The sequence below is a fragment of the Ruminococcus flavefaciens MA2007 genome, from assembly GCF_000621845.1.
GTDB lineage: Bacteria > Bacillota > Clostridia > Oscillospirales > Ruminococcaceae > Ruminococcus > Ruminococcus flavefaciens_E.
On sequence record NZ_KK211354.1, the window covers coordinates 145,273 to 168,577 of the forward strand.

Here is a 23,305-nt window from a genome sequence, read left to right on the forward strand (position 1 = left end):
CAAAACTATCACTTAATTTTTGTGGAATGTTGACTAAAGAAAGAGTGAGTATTTAGTGGTAAGCAGTAAATTTTCTGAATGTGACACCGAAAAACTTGACAAGACCGTTGAAAATGTTGTAAAATTATTAGAACGAAAGGGTTTGACTATTGCTACAGCGGAGAGCTGTACGGGAGGACTCCTTTCGGAGCTTATAACATCAGTATCGGGCGCGTCTGCGGTCTTTGAGCTTGGGATATGCACATATTCTCAGCGGATAAAGACAGAGTTTCTGGGAGTTCCCGCCGAGGTCATACAAGAGTTCGGCGTGGTGAGCGAGGAAACAGCACTGAGCATGGTCAAGGGACTAAAAAAACGCTCGGGAGCAGATGTGTGCGTTTCCGTAACGGGTATCGCAGGTCCATCGGGCGGAACTGCGGATACTCCTGTGGGAACGGTGTATATCGGTTTCGATATCTGCGGCAGTCAGTTTGTAAGACTGCCAGAATTATGGAAGCTGAGCGATATGAGCAGAACGAATATCAGACGATGTGCGGCTGCTTATGCGTTTGGTACGATTGAAAAAATACTGATGGAGGCGAGTAAAGACTGATGAGCGAAAAAATAACCGACGGCAGCTCAGAAGCTCAGCGCAGAGCTGAGAAGATAAAGGCTATCAGAAGGTCTATCCGCAGTGAAGCGGAAGTCGCTCCGATGACTTATGAAAATAAATCAGACAGCGAGCGCTCTGAGAGCATGGCTGACCGCATTGCAAGAGTAAAGGAAAAACATAATGCAACTGCGGCGGATATACTTGACGAGCTCGACAAAGCAATAGCAAGAGAAAAGGCAGACGCAGAAAGATTAGCTGCACAGCAGGCAGAGGCTGAAGCAAAGGCTAAGGCAAACGCTTCTCCCGATATCTCTGATATACTCCCTGCACTGGAAACTCCCGCACATGAGGAACTCCAGGAGCTGGCGGAGGAAGTAGCCGAGGACTTCACAGAGGTCAGCGGTGATATCACGGGATATACGGAGGACTTTACCGAGGCTGAGGCAGAGGCGGAAGCTTGCGAAGCAGAAGTAAACAACGCGTATGCACAGGAGGCAGAGACTGAAAGTGTGACGGAGGAAAAGGACGAAGAAACTATGATCTTTACTCCGATCAGTCATGCTGCCGAAACAAAACAGACGGAAGAGCCTGTTCGCCCTCTTCATCGTGTACATGAGGACAAAGCTCCTGAGCCAATTATTCGGGCGGCTGCGGAGACGACCTCCGAAGAGACGAAAAAGCCTTCCAAAAAGAAGAAAAAGAAGAAGAAAAAAACCTTTAAACAGCGCCTGCTGGACCTGTTCCCTCAAAAGGGGGACAGGCTCGGTGAGCGCATAAGAAAGATCGTTTTCCTCGGTTCTGTCGTTGCGATAGTTGTCTGCGGCTACATAGTAGGAGACTACTACTATGACCTGTGGTCAAGCAAGCGCAAGACCAGAGACCTTATGGAAATGTATGAGATATACGGAGATCAGGAGGCTCCCAAGGAGGAGCAGCCCATTGATGACCGTGTGAGATATCTCGATATGCTGCCCGGCGCACGCAAGCTCTGGGAGCAGAACCACGATATCGTCGGAGTCATCACTATCCCCAATACCCCGATAAATAACCCTGTCATGCAGGCAGAGGACAATTACAAGTATCTGGATAAGAAGTTCGACCTGTCAGATAACATTGCAGGCGAGCTGTTCCTTGATTACAGAAACCATTTCGATGAGGTCGGCGAGGACGGCTACTTAACGTGCGAGAACTCGGATAACCTTATCATCTACGGACATAATATGTACGACGACCAGATGTTTGGCTGTCTCAAGTATTATAACTGGAGAGAGGATTATTACGGATTACACCCCGTTATAAACCTCAGATCAAATTACGAAAACTACAAATATAAGATATTCGCATTCTTTATTCTTGACGCAGAGGACGAATCGGATACAAAGTTCGATTGCTGGAACAAACTTGACTTCGACGGCGAAGAGGATTTCTACAACTTCGTCAACGAGGCTAAGAGAAGATCGATACGCCTTAACAAGGTGGACGTTAAGTACGGCGATCAGCTGCTTACCCTTTCAACCTGCAATACTACTCTTGCAGATGAGGAAAGAGGACGTATCATTATAATGGCAAGACGTGTGCGCGAAGACGAGGATCCTATTGCAGGTACTCAGGACAGCGTGCGTAACCCAAATATAAAGTGGCCTAATCTCTATTATGAGAACCATTCGGACGCAAGATATGATCCGAATGCTCCATTTGAGCCATACGGACCTGCGGAGGCGAAGGATAAATAATGAACAAACCTGTAAAAATAATCTCAGCCTGTGCTGCCTGTGCAGCGGCTGTAGGACTTGGCATCTACGCTGTAGTGATAAGCAAGGACAAGAAAGCTGTCCCGATATACAGCGATGTAGTCGAGACCACTGCTACTGTGGAGGCTACAACAAAGGAGCTTCCCGATGACCTTGCTGAAAAATACGGTTATGTGCCGTCTCAGCTTGGCATGACGGACAGAGCAAAGTCCCTCATGCACGTCAATAAGGACGTCGTAGGCTGGATAAAGGTAGACGGTCTTCAGATCGACTACCCCATAGTCAAGGATCCGGGAAGTATCTCCTCGGATATGGCTTTTTACGGCGGAAGGGACTACTACCCGAACTTCTTCTACCTCGATAATGATCTTTACAGACAGTACGACGAGAGAGGTTCGCTGTTCCTTGATTACCGCGACAATTTCGGCGCTTTGGAAAGCGAGCAGTCCGAGAATCAGGTGATATACGGTCACGCTTGGTGGAACGGCGAAATGCTTGGCTGCACAAGAGAGTACCGACTGAATCCCGATTTCTACTGGAAGAACCCGTTCATTCACGTAAGCTCCAATTACAAGGATTACGATTACGTTATCTTCGCTATCCTTGTTACCAGCGGAACCTACGATGAGACAGACTTCCACTACTGGGATATGGAAGACCTGAGCTCGGAGGAGGATTTCAATTTCTATGTCGACAAATGCAAGAGCCGCTGGCTCTATGATACAGGAGTCGATGTGAAATACGGCGACAAGCTCATTACCCTGTCTACCTGCTATTCGGACGTGGATAATTCACGATTCCTCGTTGTGGGAAGACGTCTCAGGGACGGCGAGGTCGCAGGCGATACAAATTCGATAAAGCGTACTGAGTCATGGTTACAGGCTCAGAAAGCAAAGGAAGCCGAAAAAGCAGCTGAGGAACAGGCTCAGCAGTAAGCGAACTCTTATATTTTTTCAATAAAGGAGAGCGTTATGAAGGTACAGACAATGCTTAAACGAGCGGCAGCTGTGGCTTCGGGAGTACTTGTGCTCTCGGCGTCTGTTAGCATGAAGACTGCGGACAGCTCTTTGTCAGCCGAGGAAACTTCGGCTGCGGAAACTGCTGCGGCAGAAAGCGAAACAGCTGCGGAGACCGAAACAGCTTCTGAGCTGGCTTCGGAGAACGCAGAGGAAGAGCCGAAAATGCCTGAGGATTGGGAGAAAGCTGATATCAGCGATTACGATTCCAGCCTCACTCTTATAAGCTATGAGCTCGCAACGCCTGAAATGGCGAAGGTGGGCGAACCTGTTGATCCATATGCAGGGCTTTCCGAAGAAGAGCGCAAGGCTCTTGAGGAAACAATTGCCAAGAAAAAGAGCGCGTTGAAAAAAGCAACGCCTACATTATCAAAGAATGCGGCTAAGAGCCGCACCAAAGAGCCTACAGCAGTCGATATCAAAACTTCGGGTGCGGCAGTAGGCGATATACCGCCGTCTCAGGAAGGTCAGAGCGTTGAAGCCAAGCCCGGTGAATTCGCATTCGTGACATACGGTTGGGGACACGGCGTCGGTATGAGCCAGAACGGCGCAAACTTCTATGCAAGCTGCGCAGGCTGGACATATCAGGATATCCTGTACCACTATTATCCTGGTACAGAACTTATGAATACAGGAATGACCGATGAGGAGGAGCTGACGATCGCTCATGAGCCCGCAGGCGATACCCTCAAGGTCGTATCTGAGATAGTTAACCGCGAGGTTGGCGGTAGCTTCGCATATGAAGCTATCAAGGCCCAGGCAGTTGCAGTATATACTTATATAAAGTATAACGGCGACGATTCAAAGGACCTGAGAGGCAAGGCCGATCCTCCGCAGATAGTCATCGACGCCTGCAATGAGGTCCTCGGCGAGGCTCTTTACTATGAAGGCGATTATGCGCTGACAGTATTCTCCGCTTCAAGCGGCGGCTGCTCCGCAAATTGCTATGACGTATTCTATGAGGATCGTCCGTACCTCAGAAGCGTTCCAAGCGACTATGACGCCGCTTACGATCCGCACTGGGGAACAGTTACATATATGACTGCTGACGCGGTGAAGAAAAAGCTTGAAGCAGCTTACCACATCACCCTCTCAGATGATCCCGCAAACTGGATACAGCCCGTTTACTCAGAGGAGACAGGCTACGTTACTTCTGTAAACATAGACGGACAGACAACTGCGAAGGGCTATCCCTTCTCAATGATGATGGGACTTAAATCATCGAAATTCAATCTGACATATACATATGATTGATACGGCTTAAAGCCGAATGATACAAGGAACAAAAGGAATAAGTCTTTGGATAGTGGGGCACAGTCTCATTATATCCGAAGGCTTATTTCTCCTTTTGGGTGAAAAAAGGTGGAGCCGTGAGGTGAAAAAAACTGTTTTTGACCTTGAAAGGTGAAGAAAGGTGAAAACTTTAAAAATAATTTAACAAAGATAAAAACGTTTGTTTCGTTTCTCTTTAAACAATGGTTAATGATTAAACAAAATCCATAAAAAATAGCCTTTTTTGTGGAGTAATATTGGAAATACCCACCATTGACCTTATCTCTAAATAATGATAAAATATGTTTAGGGTGAAAAAAGGTGATTGGATGTGAAATTTTCCAAATTAGGGTGAATCATTCCTAAGGTTAAAGAGAAAGCGAGGCGAAATTCTATGGCAGATCTGTTATGCGGTACATATTACCCAAGTATAGATCAGAAGGGCCGTATGAGTTTCCCGACTAAGCTCCGAGACGTACTTGGTGCTGAGTTTTTCCTTTGCCAGGGACATGATGACGCCTATATCGCCGTTTACTCGCCGCAAGCATTCCAGGATTACTGCGAAAAGCTTAATTCTATTAAAGGTAAGAATGGTTCTGACATTAGACGTAAGCTTCTTGCAGGTGCTGATAAGCAGGTCCCCGACAAACAGGGACGTATCTTTATCACACAGCAGCTCAGAGATCATGCCGGTATAACTGACGAAGTCGTTGTTATCGGCGCTAATAACAGAGCTGAGATCTGGAATAAGTCCAAGTGGGAAGAATTCAACAGCAGTATCACTCAGGACGAGATCAACGATGCTCTTGCTGACCTCGTTATCTGATACAGACGTTTTTGTCTTTGTTGCCGATCAGTTTCGGAAATAAGGAGAGTTTTGCTTGATGGAATTTACCCATATACCTGTAATGCTTGAGGAATGTATTGAAGGGCTTAACATTCGTCCCGACGGTATCTATGTTGACGGTACTGCGGGCGGTGCAGGTCACTCCTCTGCAATCGCCTCTCATTTGAATGAAAATGGAAGGCTCATCGCTCTTGACAGAGATCCCGACGCAGTTGCTGTTGCAACAGAGCGCCTGTCGGTCTACAAGAATGCAATGGTAGTTCACAGGAACTATTCAGAGATAAGAGCGGTCCTCGATGAACTTGATATAGACTATGCCGACGGTATCCTTATGGACCTTGGCGTTTCGTCATTTCAGCTCGATGAGGGAAGCAGAGGTTTCTCGTACCACTCCGACGCTCCGCTCGATATGAGAATGAGCAAGGAGGGAATGAGCGCTGCCGATGTGGTCAATACTTATTCCGAGCAGGAACTGGCAAGGATAATATTTGAGTACGGGGAAGAAAAATTCTCCCGAAAAATAGCCTCAAATATAATCCGTGCAAGAGAAAGCTCGCCGATAATGACTACTACTCAGCTGGCAGACATCATCAGAGAAAGCGTTCCCCAGAAGGCGAGACGTGAAAAGAACCCATGCAAAAAGACCTTTCAGGCAATAAGAATTGCAGTCAACGGAGAATTTGAGCACCTTGAAAAAGGGCTCGACGACGCATTCCACAGTCTGAGGGCAGGCGGACGCCTTGCAGTAATAACCTTCCATTCCCTCGAAGACAGAATAGTAAAGAAAAAATTCGCGGAATGGTGCAAAGGCTGCATTTGTCCACCGGATTTTCCCCAGTGTGTATGCGGACACAAGCCGCAGGGAAAACTTGTAAACAGAAAGCCGTTAGAGGCTAAAGAAAAGGAACTCGAAAGAAACAACAGAAGCAGAAGCGCGAAGCTCAGAATAATAGAAAGGAGTGCGGAAAGCAATGGCTGAAAACACTGTACGCTATTATATGGATGAAAGCTATGACGATGCCGATTCGGACGAGATGACCGAAGCAGGTGACGCTATGCAGAATGACTCTGAGCAGAAGCCCGAGATACAGATGAGAAAGACCGAAGCCCGAAGCGGTTCGGTTTTCAAGATAATATGTGTATCACTGTTAGCTGCCGCGCTGCTGGGCTCGGTTATCTATTCTCTTGACAAGAGAAATACGGCATACAACAAGGTGTCGGCTCTTCAGGAGAAGCTTGATAGCGTCGCAGCCGAAAATGTAAGACTCCAGTCTGAACTTGACGGAAAAATGTCGGCTAAGAGCATAGAGGAATATGCAAAGTCGATAGGAATGGAAAAGATAGATTCCACACAGATAAAATACATCCAGATTCAGACAGGCGACGTCGTTACTATTCCAGAGCAGGAAAAAGGCATAATTGCGAAAATAAAGTCCTTTTTCGATAAATGCGTGGAATATTTCAGAGGGTAGTACCAATATATATATAACAAAAGGGCTGCCCGCATAATTAATGAATACTATCGGCAACGAAAAAATATATATTAATGCCGAGGTCATATGTAGAACACGGAGATACAGCGGGTGATCGGAATATCGGATGTGCAGTTCCCGGGCTCTGGGCGAAATAGGGCTCGGGGACGGTATGTCCACGCTTGAATAGCGATAAATCCTTCGTCGTATCAAAACAAAAGGACATCCTGAAAAGATAAATAAGATGTTCAGAGGCGGGGCACATTACAACCCTGCCCTTTTTATTTATATAAATTGTCACGGAAAGGAAGTTTCTCAGTGATAAATACAAATCCCTCAAATGCAATGAGGTTCAGATCAAAGATAGTTATGACTGCCGCTTTCAGTGTGCTTTTTGCGGCTGTAGCAGGCAATTTTTTCAAAATATCAGTTCTTGACAACAAGAAATATCAGAATATGGCTAACGACCAGCACTTCGGTTCGGTAAGCATATCAGCCCACAGAGGCTCTATCTACGACTCAAAGGGCGTTGCTTTTGCCAAGAGCGCTACGGTTTATAAGATATTCATAGATCCCAAGAGCTTCAAGGAGGACCTTGAAAGACTGGAAAAGCTTATAAACAAGCGTACAGTGGATATAGCCAACGGCACATATACTCCCGTTCTTGATGAGGCAGGCAACGACAAGAATAAGCTCCCTGCGTCCATTGACGAATTCAAGAACGACGCAGTGACCTTCCTCTCGGTAAAGCTTGGCATAACTCCTGAGGAGATAACAAAGGCTATGGATCAGGACACCCAGTATATCGTTCTTCAGGAACAGGTTGAAAAGCCTATCGCTGACGAGATAGACAATTACTTCAACGAGTGGGGCTTTGTTTCCATAAGAAACGAGGAAGACACAAAGCGCTATTATCCGCAGAAGGACCTTGCCGCTTCTGTTATCGGCTTTACTAACGGAAACGTTGCTTACGGTATCGAGTCTTCTTATGATAAGTATCTCTCTGGTGTTGACGGCAGGACCATATCCGCTGTGGACTCAAACGGAAATGCTCTCCCTTACAGATATTCCAAGACCTTTGAGCCCAAGGAGGGCAACGACGTATACCTTACTATAGACAGAGAGATACAGTATATACTTGAAAAGAACTTAGAGGAAATGGTAAGGACTCATTACGTCAAGAACCGTGCCTGCGCTATCCTTATGGATCCGAAAACAGGCGCTGTTTACGGTATGGCTACATATCCTACCTTTGATCTCAACGAGCCGTTCAAGATATCGGATCAGACTATATTCAATAAGATATTCGCAGAAAAGAATATCACCGATCCTACGGAAAAGGATTTCAAGGAATATACTCCCGAAGCCAGAGAGCGTATGTGGAAGAATAAGTGCATAACAGAGACCTATGAGCCCGGTTCTGTATACAAGGTCATTACAAGCTCTGCGGCTATCGAGGAGAATGTCATAGATATCGAGCATGACAGCTTCTACTGCGAGGGCTTCAAGAAATTTGAAGGTCATAAGGCTAATATCGACTGCTGGAAGCTTCCTCCCGGTCATGGTATGCAGACATTTCAGGAGGCTCTTACAAACTCCTGCAACCCTGCTTTCATGGATATCGGCGCAAAGCTGGGCAAGGATAAATTCTGCTATTACTTTGACGCATTCGGCTTCAGAGAGCCTACAGGAATAGACCTTCCTGCCGAGGTAGGCGGCAACAATATCAGCGCTGATAAAATGTCTCCTGTCGATCTTGCAGTTAGTGCTTTCGGACAGTGCGAGACTATCACTCCTATGGAAATGATAACAGCCTGCTGTGCTTCAATAAACGGCGGATATCTGCTGAAGCCTTATGTAGTTGACAAGGTAGTCGACAGCGACGGAAACATCGTTTTCAAAAACGAGCGTACCGTTAGGAGACAGGTAATATCCGAGGATACCTCCGCTAAGATGAGGAACGCTCTCTACAACGTTGTAGTCGGAAACGGCGCAGGCAACGTTAATATCAAGGGCTATGCTATCGGCGGCAAATCTGGTACATCTCAGCGACTCAGCGAGACCTCCCGTTACGAGGAGATAAAGGAGCAGGAGGACGCTGCTTTGCAGGAATACGGCGCTTCGTATGTGTGCTTTACTCCTGCGGACGATCCCGAACTGATACTTCTGGTACTGGCGGATATGCCTGACAAGAACGGCGACCTCTACTACGGAAGCAAGTGTGCTGTGCCTACTGCAAGAGAGATACTCACAGAGGTACTCCCGTATCTCGGCAAGAGCCCTGAGTACAATGAGCAGGAGCTCAAGAATCTTGACGTCAAGGTTCCGCTTCTCAAGGGCGCAAGCATTGACGACGCGATAAAGACTCTTGACGGCATGGGTGTTAAGTATGAGAAGATAGGCAACGGCATCGAGGTAGTCGAACAGTCTCCGCTGACAGGAAAGGCTATAGCCAAGGACGGCTGTGTATACCTGTATACCGAAAAGGTGAACTATGCGGATACTCTGGTGACAGTTCCTTATCTGTACGGCTGCTCGCCAAGCGTTGCAAACCAGATAATCAACGACAGCGGTCTGAACTATACCACAAAGGGCGCTTCTATCGAGCGTGACGGCGCTACGGTAAACAGCCAGTCCATTCAGGAGGGCAAACAGGTTCCGAGAGGTACTACCATAGAGCTTGAATTCATGGTAAACGAGATGAGCGACTGATTTATTCAGCCAAAAAACTATTACAGATAAAATAAATATTACTGAACAAAAGAAAGACAGGAGGCAGACACAATGAAATTATGCGATCTTATCGAAAACAACGCCGTTACTGCTATAGGCGATACCGAGATAAGCTCAGTTACCGACGACACACGCAAGGTCACCGAGGGAAGCCTCTTTGTCTGCGTGAAGGGCGGCAGCTTCGACGGACACACAGCAGCTAAAGAAATGCTGGAAAAGGGCGCGGCGGCTGTAGTCTGTGAGCGCGACCTCGGGCTGGGAGACAGGCAGATAATCACAGAGAACTCCCGAAAGCTATACGGTCAGATATGCTCGGCATGGTTCGGTCACCCCGAGCGCAAAATGAAAATGATAGGCGTTACGGGAACTAACGGAAAAACTACTATCACCAATGTAATAAAGCATATCCTTATGAAGAACGGGCATAAAACAGGGCTCGTCGGAACGATACAGAACGAAATAGGAGATGAGATACTCCACACTGACAACACAACTCCGATGGCGTATGATTTCATGGGGCTGCTGGCAAAGATGGCAGATGCGGGATGTGAGTATGTTGTCATGGAGGTCTCCTCCTTCGGTCTGTGTCAGTACAGGATAGGCTCCTCATATTTCGATGTGGCTGTGTTCACAAATCTCACTCAGGATCATCTGGACTACCACAAGGATATGGAGGACTATTATCAGGCAAAGAAAATGCTCTTTGATATCTGCGACTGCGCTGTCATCAATGCGGACGACGACTACGGCAGACGTCTCTTCGGCGAGGTGAGCTGCAAGAAGCTGGGCTTCAGCGTCAGAGAGAATGCGGACTTTTATGCCGACGGCATAAAGATAAAGTCCACAGGTTCCAGCTTCTGGTTCTGCAACGGCGACAAGTCACACCTTATCAAGACAAGAATGCCGGGACTTTTCAATGTATCGAACATTACGGCAGCGATCGCTGCCTGCCTCGAAGCAGGTCTGACTATCGAGAATATCATACCTGCTGTTGAGGAATACAACGGAGTCAAGGGACGGTGTGAGGTGATCCCCACAGGCAGGGACTTTACAGTAATCTGCGACTACGCGCACACTCCCGACGCTGTGGAGAATATCCTGCGGAGCGTTAAGGAGTACACCGAAAACGACCTTATCTGCCTTTTCGGCTGCGGCGGAAACCGCGACGCGGCTAAGCGCCCGAAAATGGCTAAGGCTGCGGCGAAATACGCCGACAAGCTCATAGTTACATCGGATAATCCCCGAAATGAAGAGCCCGAAGCTATCATCAAGGATATCCTTGCAGGTCTTGAGGGCACAGATGTGAACTATGATGTTGTAGTTGACAGAAAAGAAGCGATTTTTCATGCCTTGAAAATTGCTGAGAAAGGTGATATAATAGTACTTGCCGGCAAGGGACATGAGGATTATCAGATACTTGCAGGCATGGAGCACATACACTTCGACGAGCGTGAGATAGTCGCCGAAGGGTTAAAGCTTCTTGATAAATAAAATAAAACTGGAGTTGTTATTTTAAATGTCTTTCTGGGTAGTAAATCTCATAACTGCACTTTTATCATTCGTTATTGCAGGAGTTTCGGGTATTTTTCTTGTTCCGTTCCTGCATAAGATCAAATTCGGTCAGCCGATAAAGACTGTGGACGGTCCGAAATGGCACGAGAAGAAGCAGGGAACTCCTACAATGGGCGGTTTCATGTTCATAATCTCAACTGTCCTGACCTCAATTGCAGGCTATTGGATATACAGGTGGAAAACAGGGATCGACACAACGGATAAGGCGAGCTTCAAGCCCTTTTATCTGCTGCTGGCGGTAGTTCTCTTCTCTGTAGCATTCGGCGTTATCGGTTTTATCGACGACTATACAAAGGTTGCCAGAAAGAACAACGACGGACTTACTCCGTGGCAGAAGATAGCTATCCAGCTTGTGGTATCAGTTGGATTCCTTGCTGCCATACACTTCTTCGGTGACGGTGCTACAAGTATCGACCTCGGCTTCTGGAGAAGCCCCTCACTGGGAATATTCTATTATATATTGATGATACCTGTGATTATTTACCTCACAAATGCGGTAAACCTCACAGACGGCGTGGACGGTCTCTGCGGCTCGGTAACATTCGTGGCAATGCTGATATTCACAGTATGCTGCTCTATCCTCAAGCAGAATGAGATGACCTGCTTCACAATGGCTCTTGCAGGCGGCTGTCTGGGATTCCTTCTCTGGAACCTCAACCCTGCAAAGTGCTTCATGGGCGATACGGGCTCTATGTTCCTCGGCGCAGCCGTAACAGGCATGGGACTTATCCTCCACAAGCACCTGCTGCTTCTCCTTGTTGCTCTCGTGTACATTATCGAGGCGCTTTCTGTTGTTATACAGGTCAGCTATTTCAAGTACACAAAGAAGAAGTACGGAGAGGGCAGACGTATATTCAAGATGACTCCTATTCACCACCACTTTGAAATGAGCGGATTCAGCGAGTACAAGATAGTGATAACTTTTTCGCTCTTCGGCATTATTTTCGGAGTTCTGGGCATAATTACACTGTTAGTTTTCTGAATCACATATATTTAAGGAGAAAAAATGGCGTCAAGCAATTCACAGACACAAAGCCGCTTTGCCAAGTATAATCCCTTTTCGGGAGGCAGGCGCGGAGACCTGAGCCTTTCGTTCTTCGCTTATGTTATGATCTTGCTGGTCGTGGGTATCGTAATGATGTCCTCGGCAAGCTATGCATGGGCATACAGCGAGCACGGCGGCGACGGTCTGTTTTATGCAAAAAAACAAGCGAAAAATGCCTTAGTCGGCTTTGCCGCTATGCTTTTTTTTATGAAAATGGACTATCACAACTTCAAGAACCTGAAGCTGCCCGTACTTAAAAAGCTTAACATAGCAAGCCTTATGTATATCGTCGGCGCAGTACTGCTGATAGCCGTTCTTTTTATCGGTAACGACGAGGGCGGTACTATGGGCGCACGACGCTGGATAGACATCGGACCTCTGAACCTACAGCCCTCCGAGGTGGCGAAGCTGGCACTCATCATCTTTTTTGCCTACAGCATGGAGCGCGACGGCAAGAATATGAACACCTTCAAGACAGGTATCCTCAAATATTCGATGATACTGGGCTTGTATGTGCTGCTCATCGGTCTTGAGAAGCATATCTCGGGTATTATCCTTATCAGCACTATCGCCGTAGCTATGATACTCTGCGGCGGCGTCAACAAGAAGCATTTCATCGGTCTCGGAGCGGCAGTTCTCGGACTGGCGATAGCCTATATTTCATGGCAGGCACAGGTCCCCGACAGCTACGTTGCGGTACGTATAAAGTCATGGAAGGATCCCTTTGCCGATAAGCTCAACGATACATGGCAGACCGCAAACTCACTTATCGCTATCGGCTCGGGCGGACTTTTCGGTCTTGGTCTGGGAAACTCCCGTCAGAAGTACCTCTACCTCCCTGAGACAAAGAACGACTTCGTTTTCCCCATTGTCTGCGAGGAGCTTGGCTTCGCAGGAGCTCTTGCTATCATAATCGTATTCTTCCTTCTTATTGTTGAAGGCTATTCTATCGCAGTCCGCTGCAAGGACCGCTTCGGTATGCTCATCGCAGTCGGCATAACCACTCAGATAGGCATACAGACTGTCCTCAACCTTGCCGTTGTAAGCAATCTGATACCGAATACAGGTATCAGCCTGCCGTTTTTCAGCTACGGCGGAACGGCGCTTATCATGCAGCTGGCGGAAATGGGTATCATGCTGAATATTTCTCAGCACAGGTATTATCCCGACGAAGCGCCCAAACAGAAAAAGACTAAGAATGCGGCTCAGAGCAGTCCCAAGGCAGAGCCGAAAGGAGCATAAGTATGAGAGTTCTCATTGCCTGCGGAGGCACAGGCGGTCATATAAATCCGGGGCTTGCCATTGCTGATATCATAAAGAGCAAGTATCCCGACGCGGAGTTCCTATTTGCAGGCACTCCTAAGGGCATGGAAGCAAAGCTGGTCCCTGCGGCAGGCTACAAGCTTGAAACTATCAAGGTGGCAGGCTTCCAAAGAAAGATATCCCTTGAAAATATCGGCAGGAACGCCAAGGCAGTGGCTTACCTTGTTACCTCGGGTTCAAGAGCAAAGCAGATAATAGAGGGCTTCAAGCCCGATATCGCTATCGGTACAGGCGGCTATGCGGCAGGTCCTGTGATACGCAAGGCTGCAAGAATGGGCATACCTACCGCTATCCATGAGCAGAATGCCTATCCGGGCGTAACGAATAAGCTCCTCTCGAAAGAGGTGGACTACGTTATGCTCACAGTTAAAGAGGCTCTCAAGTTCATGGACGAGAGCAAGTTCGAGCACAGCGTTACGGGACTTCCCGTAAGAAGCAATATCAACACCATGAGCCGCGAGGAGGCACGAAAGAAGCTGGGCTTTGACGACAGTTTCACTATACTTTCATTCGGCGGCAGTCTCGGTGCAGGCTGTATTAACGAGACCATGACCGAGGTCATCAAGTGGCACACAGGTAAAAAGCTTAATATAAACCATATCCACGGCTACGGCGGCATGGGAAAGGAGACCTTCCCGCAGGCTATGAAAGCCGCAGGCATACCGCTGAAATCCGACAGGCTTCGCATTACCGAGTACATAAACGATATGGACGTTTGTCTTGCGGCGGCTGACCTTGTTATCTGCCGCTCGGGAGCTTCCACACTGGCGGAGCTTGAAGCCGCAGGCAAGGCTTCGATACTTATCCCGTCGCCTATCGTTGCAGGAAATCACCAGTATCACAATGCAATGGTTCTCGGCAACGCAGGAGCTGCTGTAGTTATTGAGCAGAAAGACGTTACCAACGAGCGCATGATAGCCGAGATAGAAAAGCTCTACGGTGACAGCGCAAAAGTAAAGTCCATGTCCGAAAGTGCGGCAAAGCTGCATCTTACGGATACAAATGAACGCATACTTGCGGTAATTGAGAAATTACTTGCAAAAAACAAATGAATCAAAGTTGAGAGTTAAGAATTGAGAGTTGAAAGTTATGGTGTCGTCTGCGACGACAAAATTTAAATAATGTGAGCGAAACGAACACATCAACTCTCAACTCTACACTCTCAACTCTCAACTGTAAATCATTTTTGTAACATATCTCTCATTTGAAGCATACTATACATAAAAATGCTGTGAGGTGGTATGATGCAGAAATTTGTAATTACAGGCGGCAGACGCCTTTGCGGTGAGCTTGCCCTACAGGGCAGCAAAAACAGCTCCCTGCCAATAATGGCGGCGGCGCTCCTGTGCTGCGGCGATTGTACGCTGCACAGCTGTCCCAAGCTTACCGACGTTTATGCAGCCGCAAGGATACTCAACTGTGTGGGCTGCAAATGCAGCTTTGAGGGCAATACCGCGGTGATAAACTCCGAAAACATCGGAAGTACCGAGATATCCGAGGAGCTCATGCGTGAAATGCGCTCGTCCATAATCTTTATGGGAGCTATGCTTGGCAGGGCAGGAGAATGTACTGTCAGCGTCCCGGGGGGCTGCGAACTGGGACCTCGTCCCATAGATATGCACCTTGCCGCTCTCAGAAAAATGGGAGTGGATATCCGCGAAAGCGGCGGCAGTATCATCTGCAAGGCTCCTTCGGGCAGAGCAAAGGGAGCTAAGATATCCCTTGCGTTCCCGTCGGTGGGAGCTACCGAAAATATCATACTCTGCGCGGTTACGGCAGACGGTGAGACCGTCATAAACAATGCCGCCCGTGAGCCCGAGATATGCGACCTCTGCGGCTTTCTGCGAAGCTGCGGCGCTGACATATCAGGGGACGGCGAAAGCCGTATCATAATCAACGGAAAAAAACAGCTTCACGGCTGTGAATATACAATAATGCCCGACAGGATAGTCTGTGCGACCTATCTTTCAATGGTGGCGGCGACAAAGGGCGAGCTTATACTTACAAATGCCTGCGTTCCCGAAACAGAGCCTTTTTTATCGGTTCTGGAGCAGACGGGGTGCAGTATTTATACATCTGAAAAGAAAATATACCTTCGCAGCGGTTCGCGGCTGAGAGCCGTCAGAGACAGGATAAGGACCATGCCCCACCCGGGCTTTCCCACTGACGCTCAGGCTGTGCTAATGGCTGCGCTTTGTGTTGCTGACGGCACCAGCGTTTTCGAGGAGAATATCTTCGACTGCCGCTATCGTCATGCCGACGCTCTGGTAAAAATGGGCGCGGATATACAGGTGCTGGGCAAGGTGGCTGTCATAAAAGGCAGGGAAGGCCTCCACGGGGCAAACGTTGAGGCTACAGACCTGCGGGGCGGTGCAGCTATGGTCATCGCGGCTCTCTGTGCAGAGGGGAGTTCCGAGATAAGCCGTATCTGCCACATTGACAGAGGATATGAAAAAATGGAAGAAGCCGTAGGACTTCTCGGCGGAGCTATGCGCCGCGTCTGAGGCGGAAGGAATCAGGAGAAAATATGAAAGACGTCGAAAAAACAAATGTGGAGAGGCAGAACAGCCGCAAGCGTATCAGACGCCGCAAACGTATGATGAATGTTTACGGTCTTGTAGTGCTTCTGCTGGTGCTTACTGCGGGTATAACCATAAGCTATACGTTCTTGTTCAATATAAATGAGATACGTGTGGCAGGTCAGTCGGATATGTATTCCGCTGAGGAGATAGTTGCGGCTTCGGGCATCAACAAGGGAGACAATCTGCTGAGGCTTGACTGCGAAAAGAGCGAGCAGATGATACTTGACTCGCTTCTCTACGTTGAGACAGCAAAGGTGGACAGAGACTTCCCGTCATCGCTGGATATCACAGTAACAAAGTGCATACCTGCATTTAATGTCAATTACGGCGAGGGAACACTTCTTGTCAGCAAAAAGGGCAAGATACTGGCTGATAACGGCTTCATAACCGACGGACTTCCTATTATATACGGCTTTGATCCTGCAGATCATACTCCCGGTAAGGCTGCCGCTTCGGAAAACGAGCACAAGAACGACGCCTTCCATGAGCTTATATCAAGCATGACTGCCAAGAACGACAACAGTATAATGACCGTTGATATGAGCGACGAACACGCTATCATAGTAAACTACAAGAACGGCATGATATTCAAAATGGGCAACTGGAACGACGTTGAATACAAGCTGAATCTTGCCGATACTGTAATGCAGGACGAGACAGTCAAGGGCAAAAAGGGCTATCTGACTATGATAGGCACCAAGCAGTGCAGCTTCAGAACCAGCGACGGTCCTGTGGCAGTGCCCGGTGCGGAGGAGGCTACAACTCAGCCTATGACCGACGAGTACGGTTTCCCTGTGATAAAGAGCGAGCACGATCCGAAGCAGGAGGAAATGCTCAACGATTTCAATAATAACCGTGCTACTACAGAGCCGACTACAGCCGCACAGCAGTGGACAGACAACAGCGTATATAACGACGGAAGTCAGTGGAGCGACAACAGCTATCAGCAGGATAACCAGTGGACTGATAACAGCCAGTGGACTGCCGATAACAGCTGGACCGACCAGAGCACTCAGTGGTCTGACAACAGCGGAGATACAGCAAATTATGACAGCAATTCTGTAAATCAGTGGTAAACGGCTCTTAATGAGTGTAAAAAAACATGAGAATTTACCGCCTGTTATTGTTTATTTCGCTGAAAATAAAAAATGTTTTATTAGGACTTGAAAAAATCATGCCATTATGCTAAAATATAAAGTGTATTTATAGGCTAATATATAAATTTGATAAATTAAGGATAATTTAAATAGTAGGAGGAGTTCAAATGTCAGATTTCAATTATGAGGAAACACTCGAACCCGATGTTAATATAAAGGTCATCGGTGTCGGCGGCGGCGGCGGAAACGCTGTAAACTGCATGGTAGATTCGGGTGTCAATAATATAGAGTATATCGCTATAAACACAGACGCCAAGGCTCTCAACAAGTCAAAGGCTACTACAAGAATACCGATCGGTGCTAAGCTCACAAAGGGCAGAGGCGCCGGAAACAAGCCTGAGATCGGTCAGCGCAGTGCTGAAGAGAACCGCGACGAGATCGAGACACACCTCAAGGGTGCTGATATGATCTTCATCACAGCCGGCATGGGCGGCGGTACAGGTACAGGAGCTGCTCCTGTAGTTGCTAAGATCGCTAAGGAAATGGATATCCTTACTGTTGCTGTTGTTACAAAGCCTTTCCTCTTCGAGAGAGAGCAGAAAATGGCACAGGCTGAAAGAGGTATCGCAGAGCTCAGAAAGTATGTTGATTCTCTTATCGTTATCCCTAACGAGAGACTTCTCGTTGGTCTCGATAAGCCACTTACAATGCTCCAGTCATTCGCACTTTCAGATGACGTGCTCAAGACAGGTGTAAAGAGCATCTCTGATCTTATCGTAGAAGAGGGCTACATAAACCTCGACTTCGCAGACGTTTCAACTATCATGAGAAACGCAGGCTATGCTCACATGGCTATCGGTCACGGTACAGGCAAGGACAAGGCAAGAGACGCAGCAAACGCTGTTATCTCCAGCCCGCTTCTCGAAACATCTATCTCGGGTGCTAAGAGACTCCTTATCAATATCGCAATGTCAGAGGATATTCTTTCTTCCGATGTTGACGCAGCTACAAAGATGATCACAGATACAGCTGCTGACGGTGTTGAGTTCATCTTCGGTACAGCATTCAAGGAAGATATGCAGGACGAGATGACTATCACTGTTATCGCTGCAGGCTTCGACGATATGGACGCTGCAAACGACGCTGCTGTTGAGGGAGCTTCAGTTGAGAATCCTGAGGACGAGATAATCCCTATAGACAATCCTCTTATTGACGGACTTGGCTTCGGCGCACCAAGCGCATCAAGCGCACCTGCAAAGCCTGCTGCTTCAAATCAGGATTACGACCTTGACGACATCTTCAAGATGCTCGGCAACTAATAAGAAAATGAGCGGCTCGAATGAGCCGCTTTTTTATTTGAGCATGAATATGCTCCTGAGCCCGAGGACAGTCCTCGGGCTTTGGCTTTTTATAAAAATGCACAAATCCATATTTCGTATAGCATTTGTGTTTACAAATTGTAACTATTTACATTAATATAACGTATTAAGCTAAAGGAATTGACTGTAAATTTAACACGTAGTATATTTTAAAGCAATTTTATAGTAATTTGCACTAAAATCAATCCAAATTTTCTACATTTCAATAGTTGAAATAATATAATTATTATGATATAATTTATATAAGGCAAAATCATCAGAACCTGTATTCATGGACTGTGAAGGCTTTTTTATATGCAATATCACCAAAGCGGAACCTTCACCGAATCTGAATATGGGTTCTTATTCCTTAATTTTTTACCTCGGTATCAATCGAGGGGAATGGAGAGTACCATGAGCGAACCAACACCAACCGTATTAAGAGAAACCAAGATCGGTCAGAAGGGATTTATCAAAGAGGACGTTATTACATACCTCGATGAGCTTAATTCTAAGATAGTTGCCCTTGAGGACGAGCTTAAAGCGTCTAAGGAAAGCAGTTCATCTGCTGATCCCGAGGAGATAACTAAATATAAAAATCAAGTTGAGAACCTTCAGGAGAAGCTCAATACCTCCAACAACGCTCTCAGAGCTGCTAAGAAGGAAAATGAAGAGCTCCAGAAAACTATCAATCAGCTCAAGGCACAGGGCGGCGGTGCAGGAAATGCACAGGCTACTGCTGCTTTAGAGGCTGCTAAGAAGGAAATAGACGCACTCAAGGAACAGCTCAAGAATGCTGAGGCTAAGGCTGCTCAGGGTGCTGCTAATCCTCAGGCTAACGCTCAGACAACTGCTGCTCTTGAAGCTGCTAAGAAGGAGATCGAGGATCTCAGAAACAGACTCAGAGCTGCTGAGCAGAAGGCTGCTCAGGGCGGTGCTGCCGTTGCTGCAGGCGGAGCTGCTGACGCAGAGCTTGCAAAGGCTAAGCAGGAGATCGCTAAGATCTCAGAAGAGCTGGCTGCAAAGACAAAGCAGATCGCTGACATCAATGCTAAGCTTGAGGCTAAGACTCGTGAAGTAAACGACAAGAATACAGAGATATCCAAGCTCAACGACGAGATCGCTGATCTCAAGGAGAACTCTGCTCCTACATTCGATATGGGCGCACTCTTTACCGAGGCTCAGAAGAACGTTGTTCAGATCCAGAACAAGGCTAAGCAGGAGGCTGAAGCTGTTACCAAGGAGGCTAACGATAAGGCTGCTCAGGTAACTAAGGAGGCTGACGAAAAGGCTGCCCTCGTTACTAAGGAGGCTAACGACAACGCTGCTAAGGTAACCAAGGAAGCTAACGACAAGGCTGCTCAGGTTGTCAAGGAAGCTAACGCAGAGGCTGAAAAGGCTGTTGCTAACGCTAACCGCGCTGCTGAGACCTGCATCAAGGAAGCTAACGATCAGGCTCGCAATACTGTAAACGAGGCTAACGCTCACGCTGATAAGGTAAACGAGATGTCCAAGACAGTCCGTGAAATGCTCCTTACAGAGATCGAGAGCATCAACAGCAAGTTCACAGATATCGCTTCTGTTCTCAATAACCTTACAAACCAGTGCTCAGGCAGAATGAACGACGCTCAGAATATCATCGGCGAAGCTCGCAAGGCTATCGACGTTCACAAGAATGAGCCTGCTGTAAAGAAGATGGATCCTCCAAAGGCTGAATTCACACCTTCAAAGGCTCCAAAGGCTGACGCTGAGACTTACGCTAAGACAGCTGCTGAGATCAAGACTCCTGATCCGTTTGCAGGCGTAGGCAACTTCAATAAGAACAATAACAACAACAATAATAATAACAACAATAACTTCAACAACAATAATAATAACAATAACAACAAGCCTGCACAGAACAACAACGTTCAGAACGCTGCTCAGAATCAGCAGAACAAGCCTCCGCAGGGCAACAAGAGCGCTAACTTCAACTTTGATATGGCTGAGCTCTTAAAGGCTGCTGAGGAAGAGGCTGCTAAGGAATCAGAATAATCAATAAACGTTATTTCCTGTTCCCTCGGGATATTCCCGAGGGGCGGGGATAATATCGACTTGTATGGGAAATGCAGATTGTTGGGTGGATATCTTGCTTGATTTGGATTTCAATTTGAATGAATTGAACAGCAAAACAGATGAAGAGCTGGCTGTGCTCGGTAAGACCGATAAATCAGCTTCCGCAGTCCTCATCTCGCGCTTTTCTAAGCTTATTTTTATTAAATCGGAAATTTATGCAAACTCAGAGACCGACAGCGATGACCTGTACCAGGAGGGCATGATAAGCCTTTTAAAGGCTATCGAAGCCTTCAATCCCAAAAAAGGCGTGAAATTCTCTACCTTTGCCGAGGTCTGTATCGTCAACCGTATGAGAACAGTGTCTAAAAAATCGGTCAGGGACTTCTCCTTTGCCGAAAGGATAGACGACGAAGAAGCCGCTGATGTGCTGTCAGATGAGGAAACTCCCGAAAGCATTTATTTTTACAAAGAATTTTTTTCCGAGCTGTGGAAGGACATCTGCTCGGTGCTTTCTCTTACTGAGCTCAATGTGCTCACCCTCTGCGTGCAGGGAATGAGCTACAGAGACGCCGCTGAAAAGCTGGAGATGACAGAGAAATCTGTTGATAATGCCATGCAGCGTGCAAGAAGAAAAATACGTGCGCTCATGCATGATACAAATTGAAATATGACCGTGTAGCTCAACCCAGAAGAGCGTTGTTTTACAAAGATGTGGGTGTAAATCCAACCGTGGTCGAAAATAATTAAGCGAGGTATTGTACTATGTACGAAGACAAGACATTAGTTTGCAAGGAGTGCGGAAACGAGTTCATTTTCTCCGCAGGCGAACAGGAATTTTATGCAGAGAAAGGCTTCGTGAACGAGCCCCAGAGATGCAAATCATGTCGTGATGCAAGAAAGAACGCAGGCAAGGCTGAGCGCACGATGTACACAGCAGTTTGCGCTTCATGCGGCGGCGAAGCAAAGGTTCCTTTTGAGCCAAAGGAAGGCCGCGCTGTTTATTGCAGCGATTGCTTTGCCAAGATGAACGAGGCATAATTAATGAGACCGAAAGCACAGTCGGAAACGGCTGTGCTTGGTTTTGTTTATGCGTACTGCTCGGCAGTGCGCTATTTTAATGATAATGAGGTACAATAATGCTTGATAACAGACTGAAAAAAATTGCCGAGCTGGTAAGCGGCGAGGGTATCGCCTGTGATGTGGGAACAGACCACGCTTATCTTGCGGCTGAGCTCATAAACAGCGGAAAATGCAGCAAGGTCATCGCCTCCGACGTTAAGGAGGGACCGCTTGAAGCTGCAAGGAATACCGTGGAAAGGTACGGTATACAGGACAAGGTTGAGCTGGTGCTCTCCAACGGACTTGAAAATGTTGACCTTAATGGCGTTACCGATGTTGTCATCGCCGGTATGGGCGGTGAGACTATTGCCGATATAATCGGTAATTCCACAGCTGAAAAGCCCGATGATCTGAGGTTTATCCTACAGCCTATGACAAAGTCGGAGCTACTGAGAAAAAAGCTCAATGAATATCAGTACGAGATCACGGCGGAGTACGCTGTTGAGGAAAAGGACAAGATATATGTCATTATGGTCGCCGAGAGGTCATCGGAGTGGACTAAGCTTACCGAGAGCGAGGCTCTGTACGGCTTTTTTGACGACAATGACGAGACAGCAAAGAAATATCGCCGCCGTGAAGCCGAAAGGCTTGCGAAGGTAAGCGACTCACTCAAAAAGGCAGGAGATGCGAATGGGGCAGGACATTATTCCGCACTTTCGCAAAAAATGGAGAGCGGAGCTGATATCGCAGAGATATCGGAAATATACTGCTTCCTTGATAGCATTTATCCCTTCGGAGCACAGGAAAAGTGGGATAACTCGGGACTTCTTGTGGAGAATTACGATATGAAGTGCAGCAAGGTCCTGCTGTCTCTGGATATCACAAATAAGGCTATAAACGAAGCTTTTGAAAAGGGTGCGGAGCTTATCATTTCCCACCACCCTGTTATATTTGAGCCGAGAAAACGCATTACACGAAACGATCCTGTATACAGGCTTATCGAGAACGGCATAGGAGCTTTATGTATGCATACGAACCTTGATATCGCGGCAGGCGGTACCAACGGCGTTATACTGCAAAAGCTCACCGAAAAGCTCGACATTTCAGGCGAGCCTGAGCCTTTTGAGGAGCTTGGCGGCGATAATTCGCTGGGCTGGATAATCGAGCTCAATGAAGAGATATTGCCGAAGAAGCTGGCTGAGCTCTGCAAGGGCATATTCGGCTGCGAGTACGTCCGCACAAGCAAAAGAGTGAGAAGAATAAAAAAGCTTGCTTTCTGTTCGGGCTCGGGCGGCTCTATGCTTGGACTTGCGGCTGAAAAGGGCTGCGACGCCCTCATAACAGGCGACGTGAAGCACGACGTATGGATAGACGCCAATAACATGGATATAGCGGTTCTGGACTGCGGACATTTCCACACCGAGAACCTTGTGCTCTGGGAGCTCCGCCGTGTACTGGAGGAGAGATTCCCGCGGCTTGATATCGAGATAGCAGAGAGCTCTGCCGATCCCTGCGAGTATGTCTGAGGTGA

General features: G+C 47.4%; 19 protein-coding genes. All 19 read left to right on the forward strand.

Going from position 1 to position 23,305, the window contains the following annotated elements; genetic code table 11:
* Nucleotides 1–55 precede the first annotated feature (55 nt).
* The 19 genes from T497_RS0112250 (at nt 56) to T497_RS17710 (ending at nt 23,300) form a co-directional block, all read left to right on the forward strand.
* Nucleotides 56–592: a CinA family protein gene (locus tag T497_RS0112250; RefSeq protein WP_028515854.1), complete on the forward strand. Its 537-nt coding sequence runs from the start codon at nt 56–58 to the stop codon at nt 590–592.
* On the forward strand, nt 592–2,325 hold the full coding sequence (locus T497_RS0112255) for a class B sortase (protein WP_028515855.1): 1,734 nt from the start codon (nt 592–594) through the stop codon (nt 2,323–2,325). Before T497_RS0112250 ends, T497_RS0112255 begins: the two co-directional genes overlap by 1 nt.
* A complete protein-coding gene (locus T497_RS0112260; protein WP_028515856.1) occupies nt 2,325–3,278 on the forward strand; it encodes a class B sortase in 954 nt (317 codons plus the stop codon). The genes T497_RS0112255 and T497_RS0112260 overlap by 1 nt, the downstream gene beginning before the upstream one ends.
* Before the next feature lie 36 nt (nt 3,279–3,314).
* Nucleotides 3,315–4,613 carry a SpoIID/LytB domain-containing protein gene (locus tag T497_RS0112265; RefSeq protein ID WP_028515857.1) on the forward strand — a complete coding sequence of 433 codons (1,299 nt, stop codon included), beginning with the start codon at nt 3,315–3,317 and terminating at the stop codon, nt 4,611–4,613.
* A gap of 412 nt (nt 4,614–5,025) precedes the next feature.
* A complete protein-coding gene (locus tag T497_RS0112270; RefSeq protein WP_028515858.1) occupies nt 5,026–5,457 on the forward strand; it encodes a division/cell wall cluster transcriptional repressor MraZ in 432 nt (143 codons plus the stop codon).
* A 58-nt stretch (nt 5,458–5,515) separates the two neighbouring features.
* On the forward strand, nt 5,516–6,457 hold the full coding sequence (rsmH, locus tag T497_RS0112275) for a 16S rRNA (cytosine(1402)-N(4))-methyltransferase RsmH (RefSeq protein ID WP_028515859.1): 942 nt from the start codon (nt 5,516–5,518) through the stop codon (nt 6,455–6,457).
* Nucleotides 6,450–6,950, forward strand: a complete 501-nt coding sequence (locus tag T497_RS0112280; RefSeq protein WP_028515860.1) for a hypothetical protein — start codon at nt 6,450–6,452, stop codon at nt 6,948–6,950. Before rsmH ends, T497_RS0112280 begins: the two co-directional genes overlap by 8 nt.
* 318 nt (nt 6,951–7,268) lie before the next feature.
* On the forward strand, nt 7,269–9,662 hold the full coding sequence (locus T497_RS0112285; protein WP_028515861.1) for a penicillin-binding transpeptidase domain-containing protein: 2,394 nt from the start codon (nt 7,269–7,271) through the stop codon (nt 9,660–9,662).
* A 72-nt stretch (nt 9,663–9,734) separates the two neighbouring features.
* On the forward strand, nt 9,735–11,174 hold the full coding sequence (locus T497_RS0112290; RefSeq protein WP_028515862.1) for a UDP-N-acetylmuramoyl-L-alanyl-D-glutamate--2,6-diaminopimelate ligase: 1,440 nt from the start codon (nt 9,735–9,737) through the stop codon (nt 11,172–11,174).
* A 25-nt stretch (nt 11,175–11,199) separates the two neighbouring features.
* Complete coding sequence (gene mraY, locus T497_RS0112295; protein WP_028515863.1) at nt 11,200–12,237, forward strand: phospho-N-acetylmuramoyl-pentapeptide-transferase; 1,038 nt, start codon at nt 11,200–11,202, stop codon at nt 12,235–12,237.
* Nucleotides 12,238–12,261: 24 nt separating this feature from the next.
* Nucleotides 12,262–13,542 carry an FtsW/RodA/SpoVE family cell cycle protein gene (locus T497_RS16845; RefSeq protein WP_037325059.1) on the forward strand — a complete coding sequence of 427 codons (1,281 nt, stop codon included), beginning with the start codon at nt 12,262–12,264 and terminating at the stop codon, nt 13,540–13,542.
* Between the two features lie 2 nt (nt 13,543–13,544).
* On the forward strand, nt 13,545–14,675 hold the full coding sequence (gene murG / locus T497_RS0112305) for an undecaprenyldiphospho-muramoylpentapeptide beta-N-acetylglucosaminyltransferase (RefSeq protein WP_028515864.1): 1,131 nt from the start codon (nt 13,545–13,547) through the stop codon (nt 14,673–14,675).
* Nucleotides 14,676–14,867: 192 nt separating this feature from the next.
* Complete coding sequence (gene murA, locus T497_RS0112310) at nt 14,868–16,127, forward strand: UDP-N-acetylglucosamine 1-carboxyvinyltransferase (protein ID WP_028515865.1); 1,260 nt, start codon at nt 14,868–14,870, stop codon at nt 16,125–16,127.
* Nucleotides 16,128–16,150: 23 nt separating this feature from the next.
* A complete protein-coding gene (locus T497_RS16850; protein ID WP_051530664.1) occupies nt 16,151–17,281 on the forward strand; it encodes a cell division protein FtsQ/DivIB in 1,131 nt (376 codons plus the stop codon).
* A gap of 188 nt (nt 17,282–17,469) precedes the next feature.
* Nucleotides 17,470–18,621, forward strand: coding sequence for a cell division protein FtsZ (gene ftsZ / locus T497_RS0112320; RefSeq protein ID WP_028515866.1), 1,152 nt, complete (start codon nt 17,470–17,472; stop codon nt 18,619–18,621).
* A gap of 453 nt (nt 18,622–19,074) precedes the next feature.
* Nucleotides 19,075–20,694, forward strand: coding sequence for a hypothetical protein (locus T497_RS0112325; protein WP_028515867.1), 1,620 nt, complete (start codon nt 19,075–19,077; stop codon nt 20,692–20,694).
* 85 nt (nt 20,695–20,779) lie between these two features.
* Nucleotides 20,780–21,379 carry a sigma-70 family RNA polymerase sigma factor gene (locus tag T497_RS0112330; RefSeq protein ID WP_242840017.1) on the forward strand — a complete coding sequence of 200 codons (600 nt, stop codon included), beginning with the start codon at nt 20,780–20,782 and terminating at the stop codon, nt 21,377–21,379.
* Between the two features lie 98 nt (nt 21,380–21,477).
* A complete protein-coding gene (locus T497_RS0112335; RefSeq protein WP_028515869.1) occupies nt 21,478–21,753 on the forward strand; it encodes a zinc-ribbon domain containing protein in 276 nt (91 codons plus the stop codon).
* Nucleotides 21,754–21,851: 98 nt separating this feature from the next.
* Entirely contained in the window at nt 21,852–23,300 is a 1,449-nt protein-coding gene (locus T497_RS17710) for a Nif3-like dinuclear metal center hexameric protein (RefSeq protein ID WP_051530665.1), read from the forward strand.
* Nucleotides 23,301–23,305 lie beyond the last annotated feature (5 nt).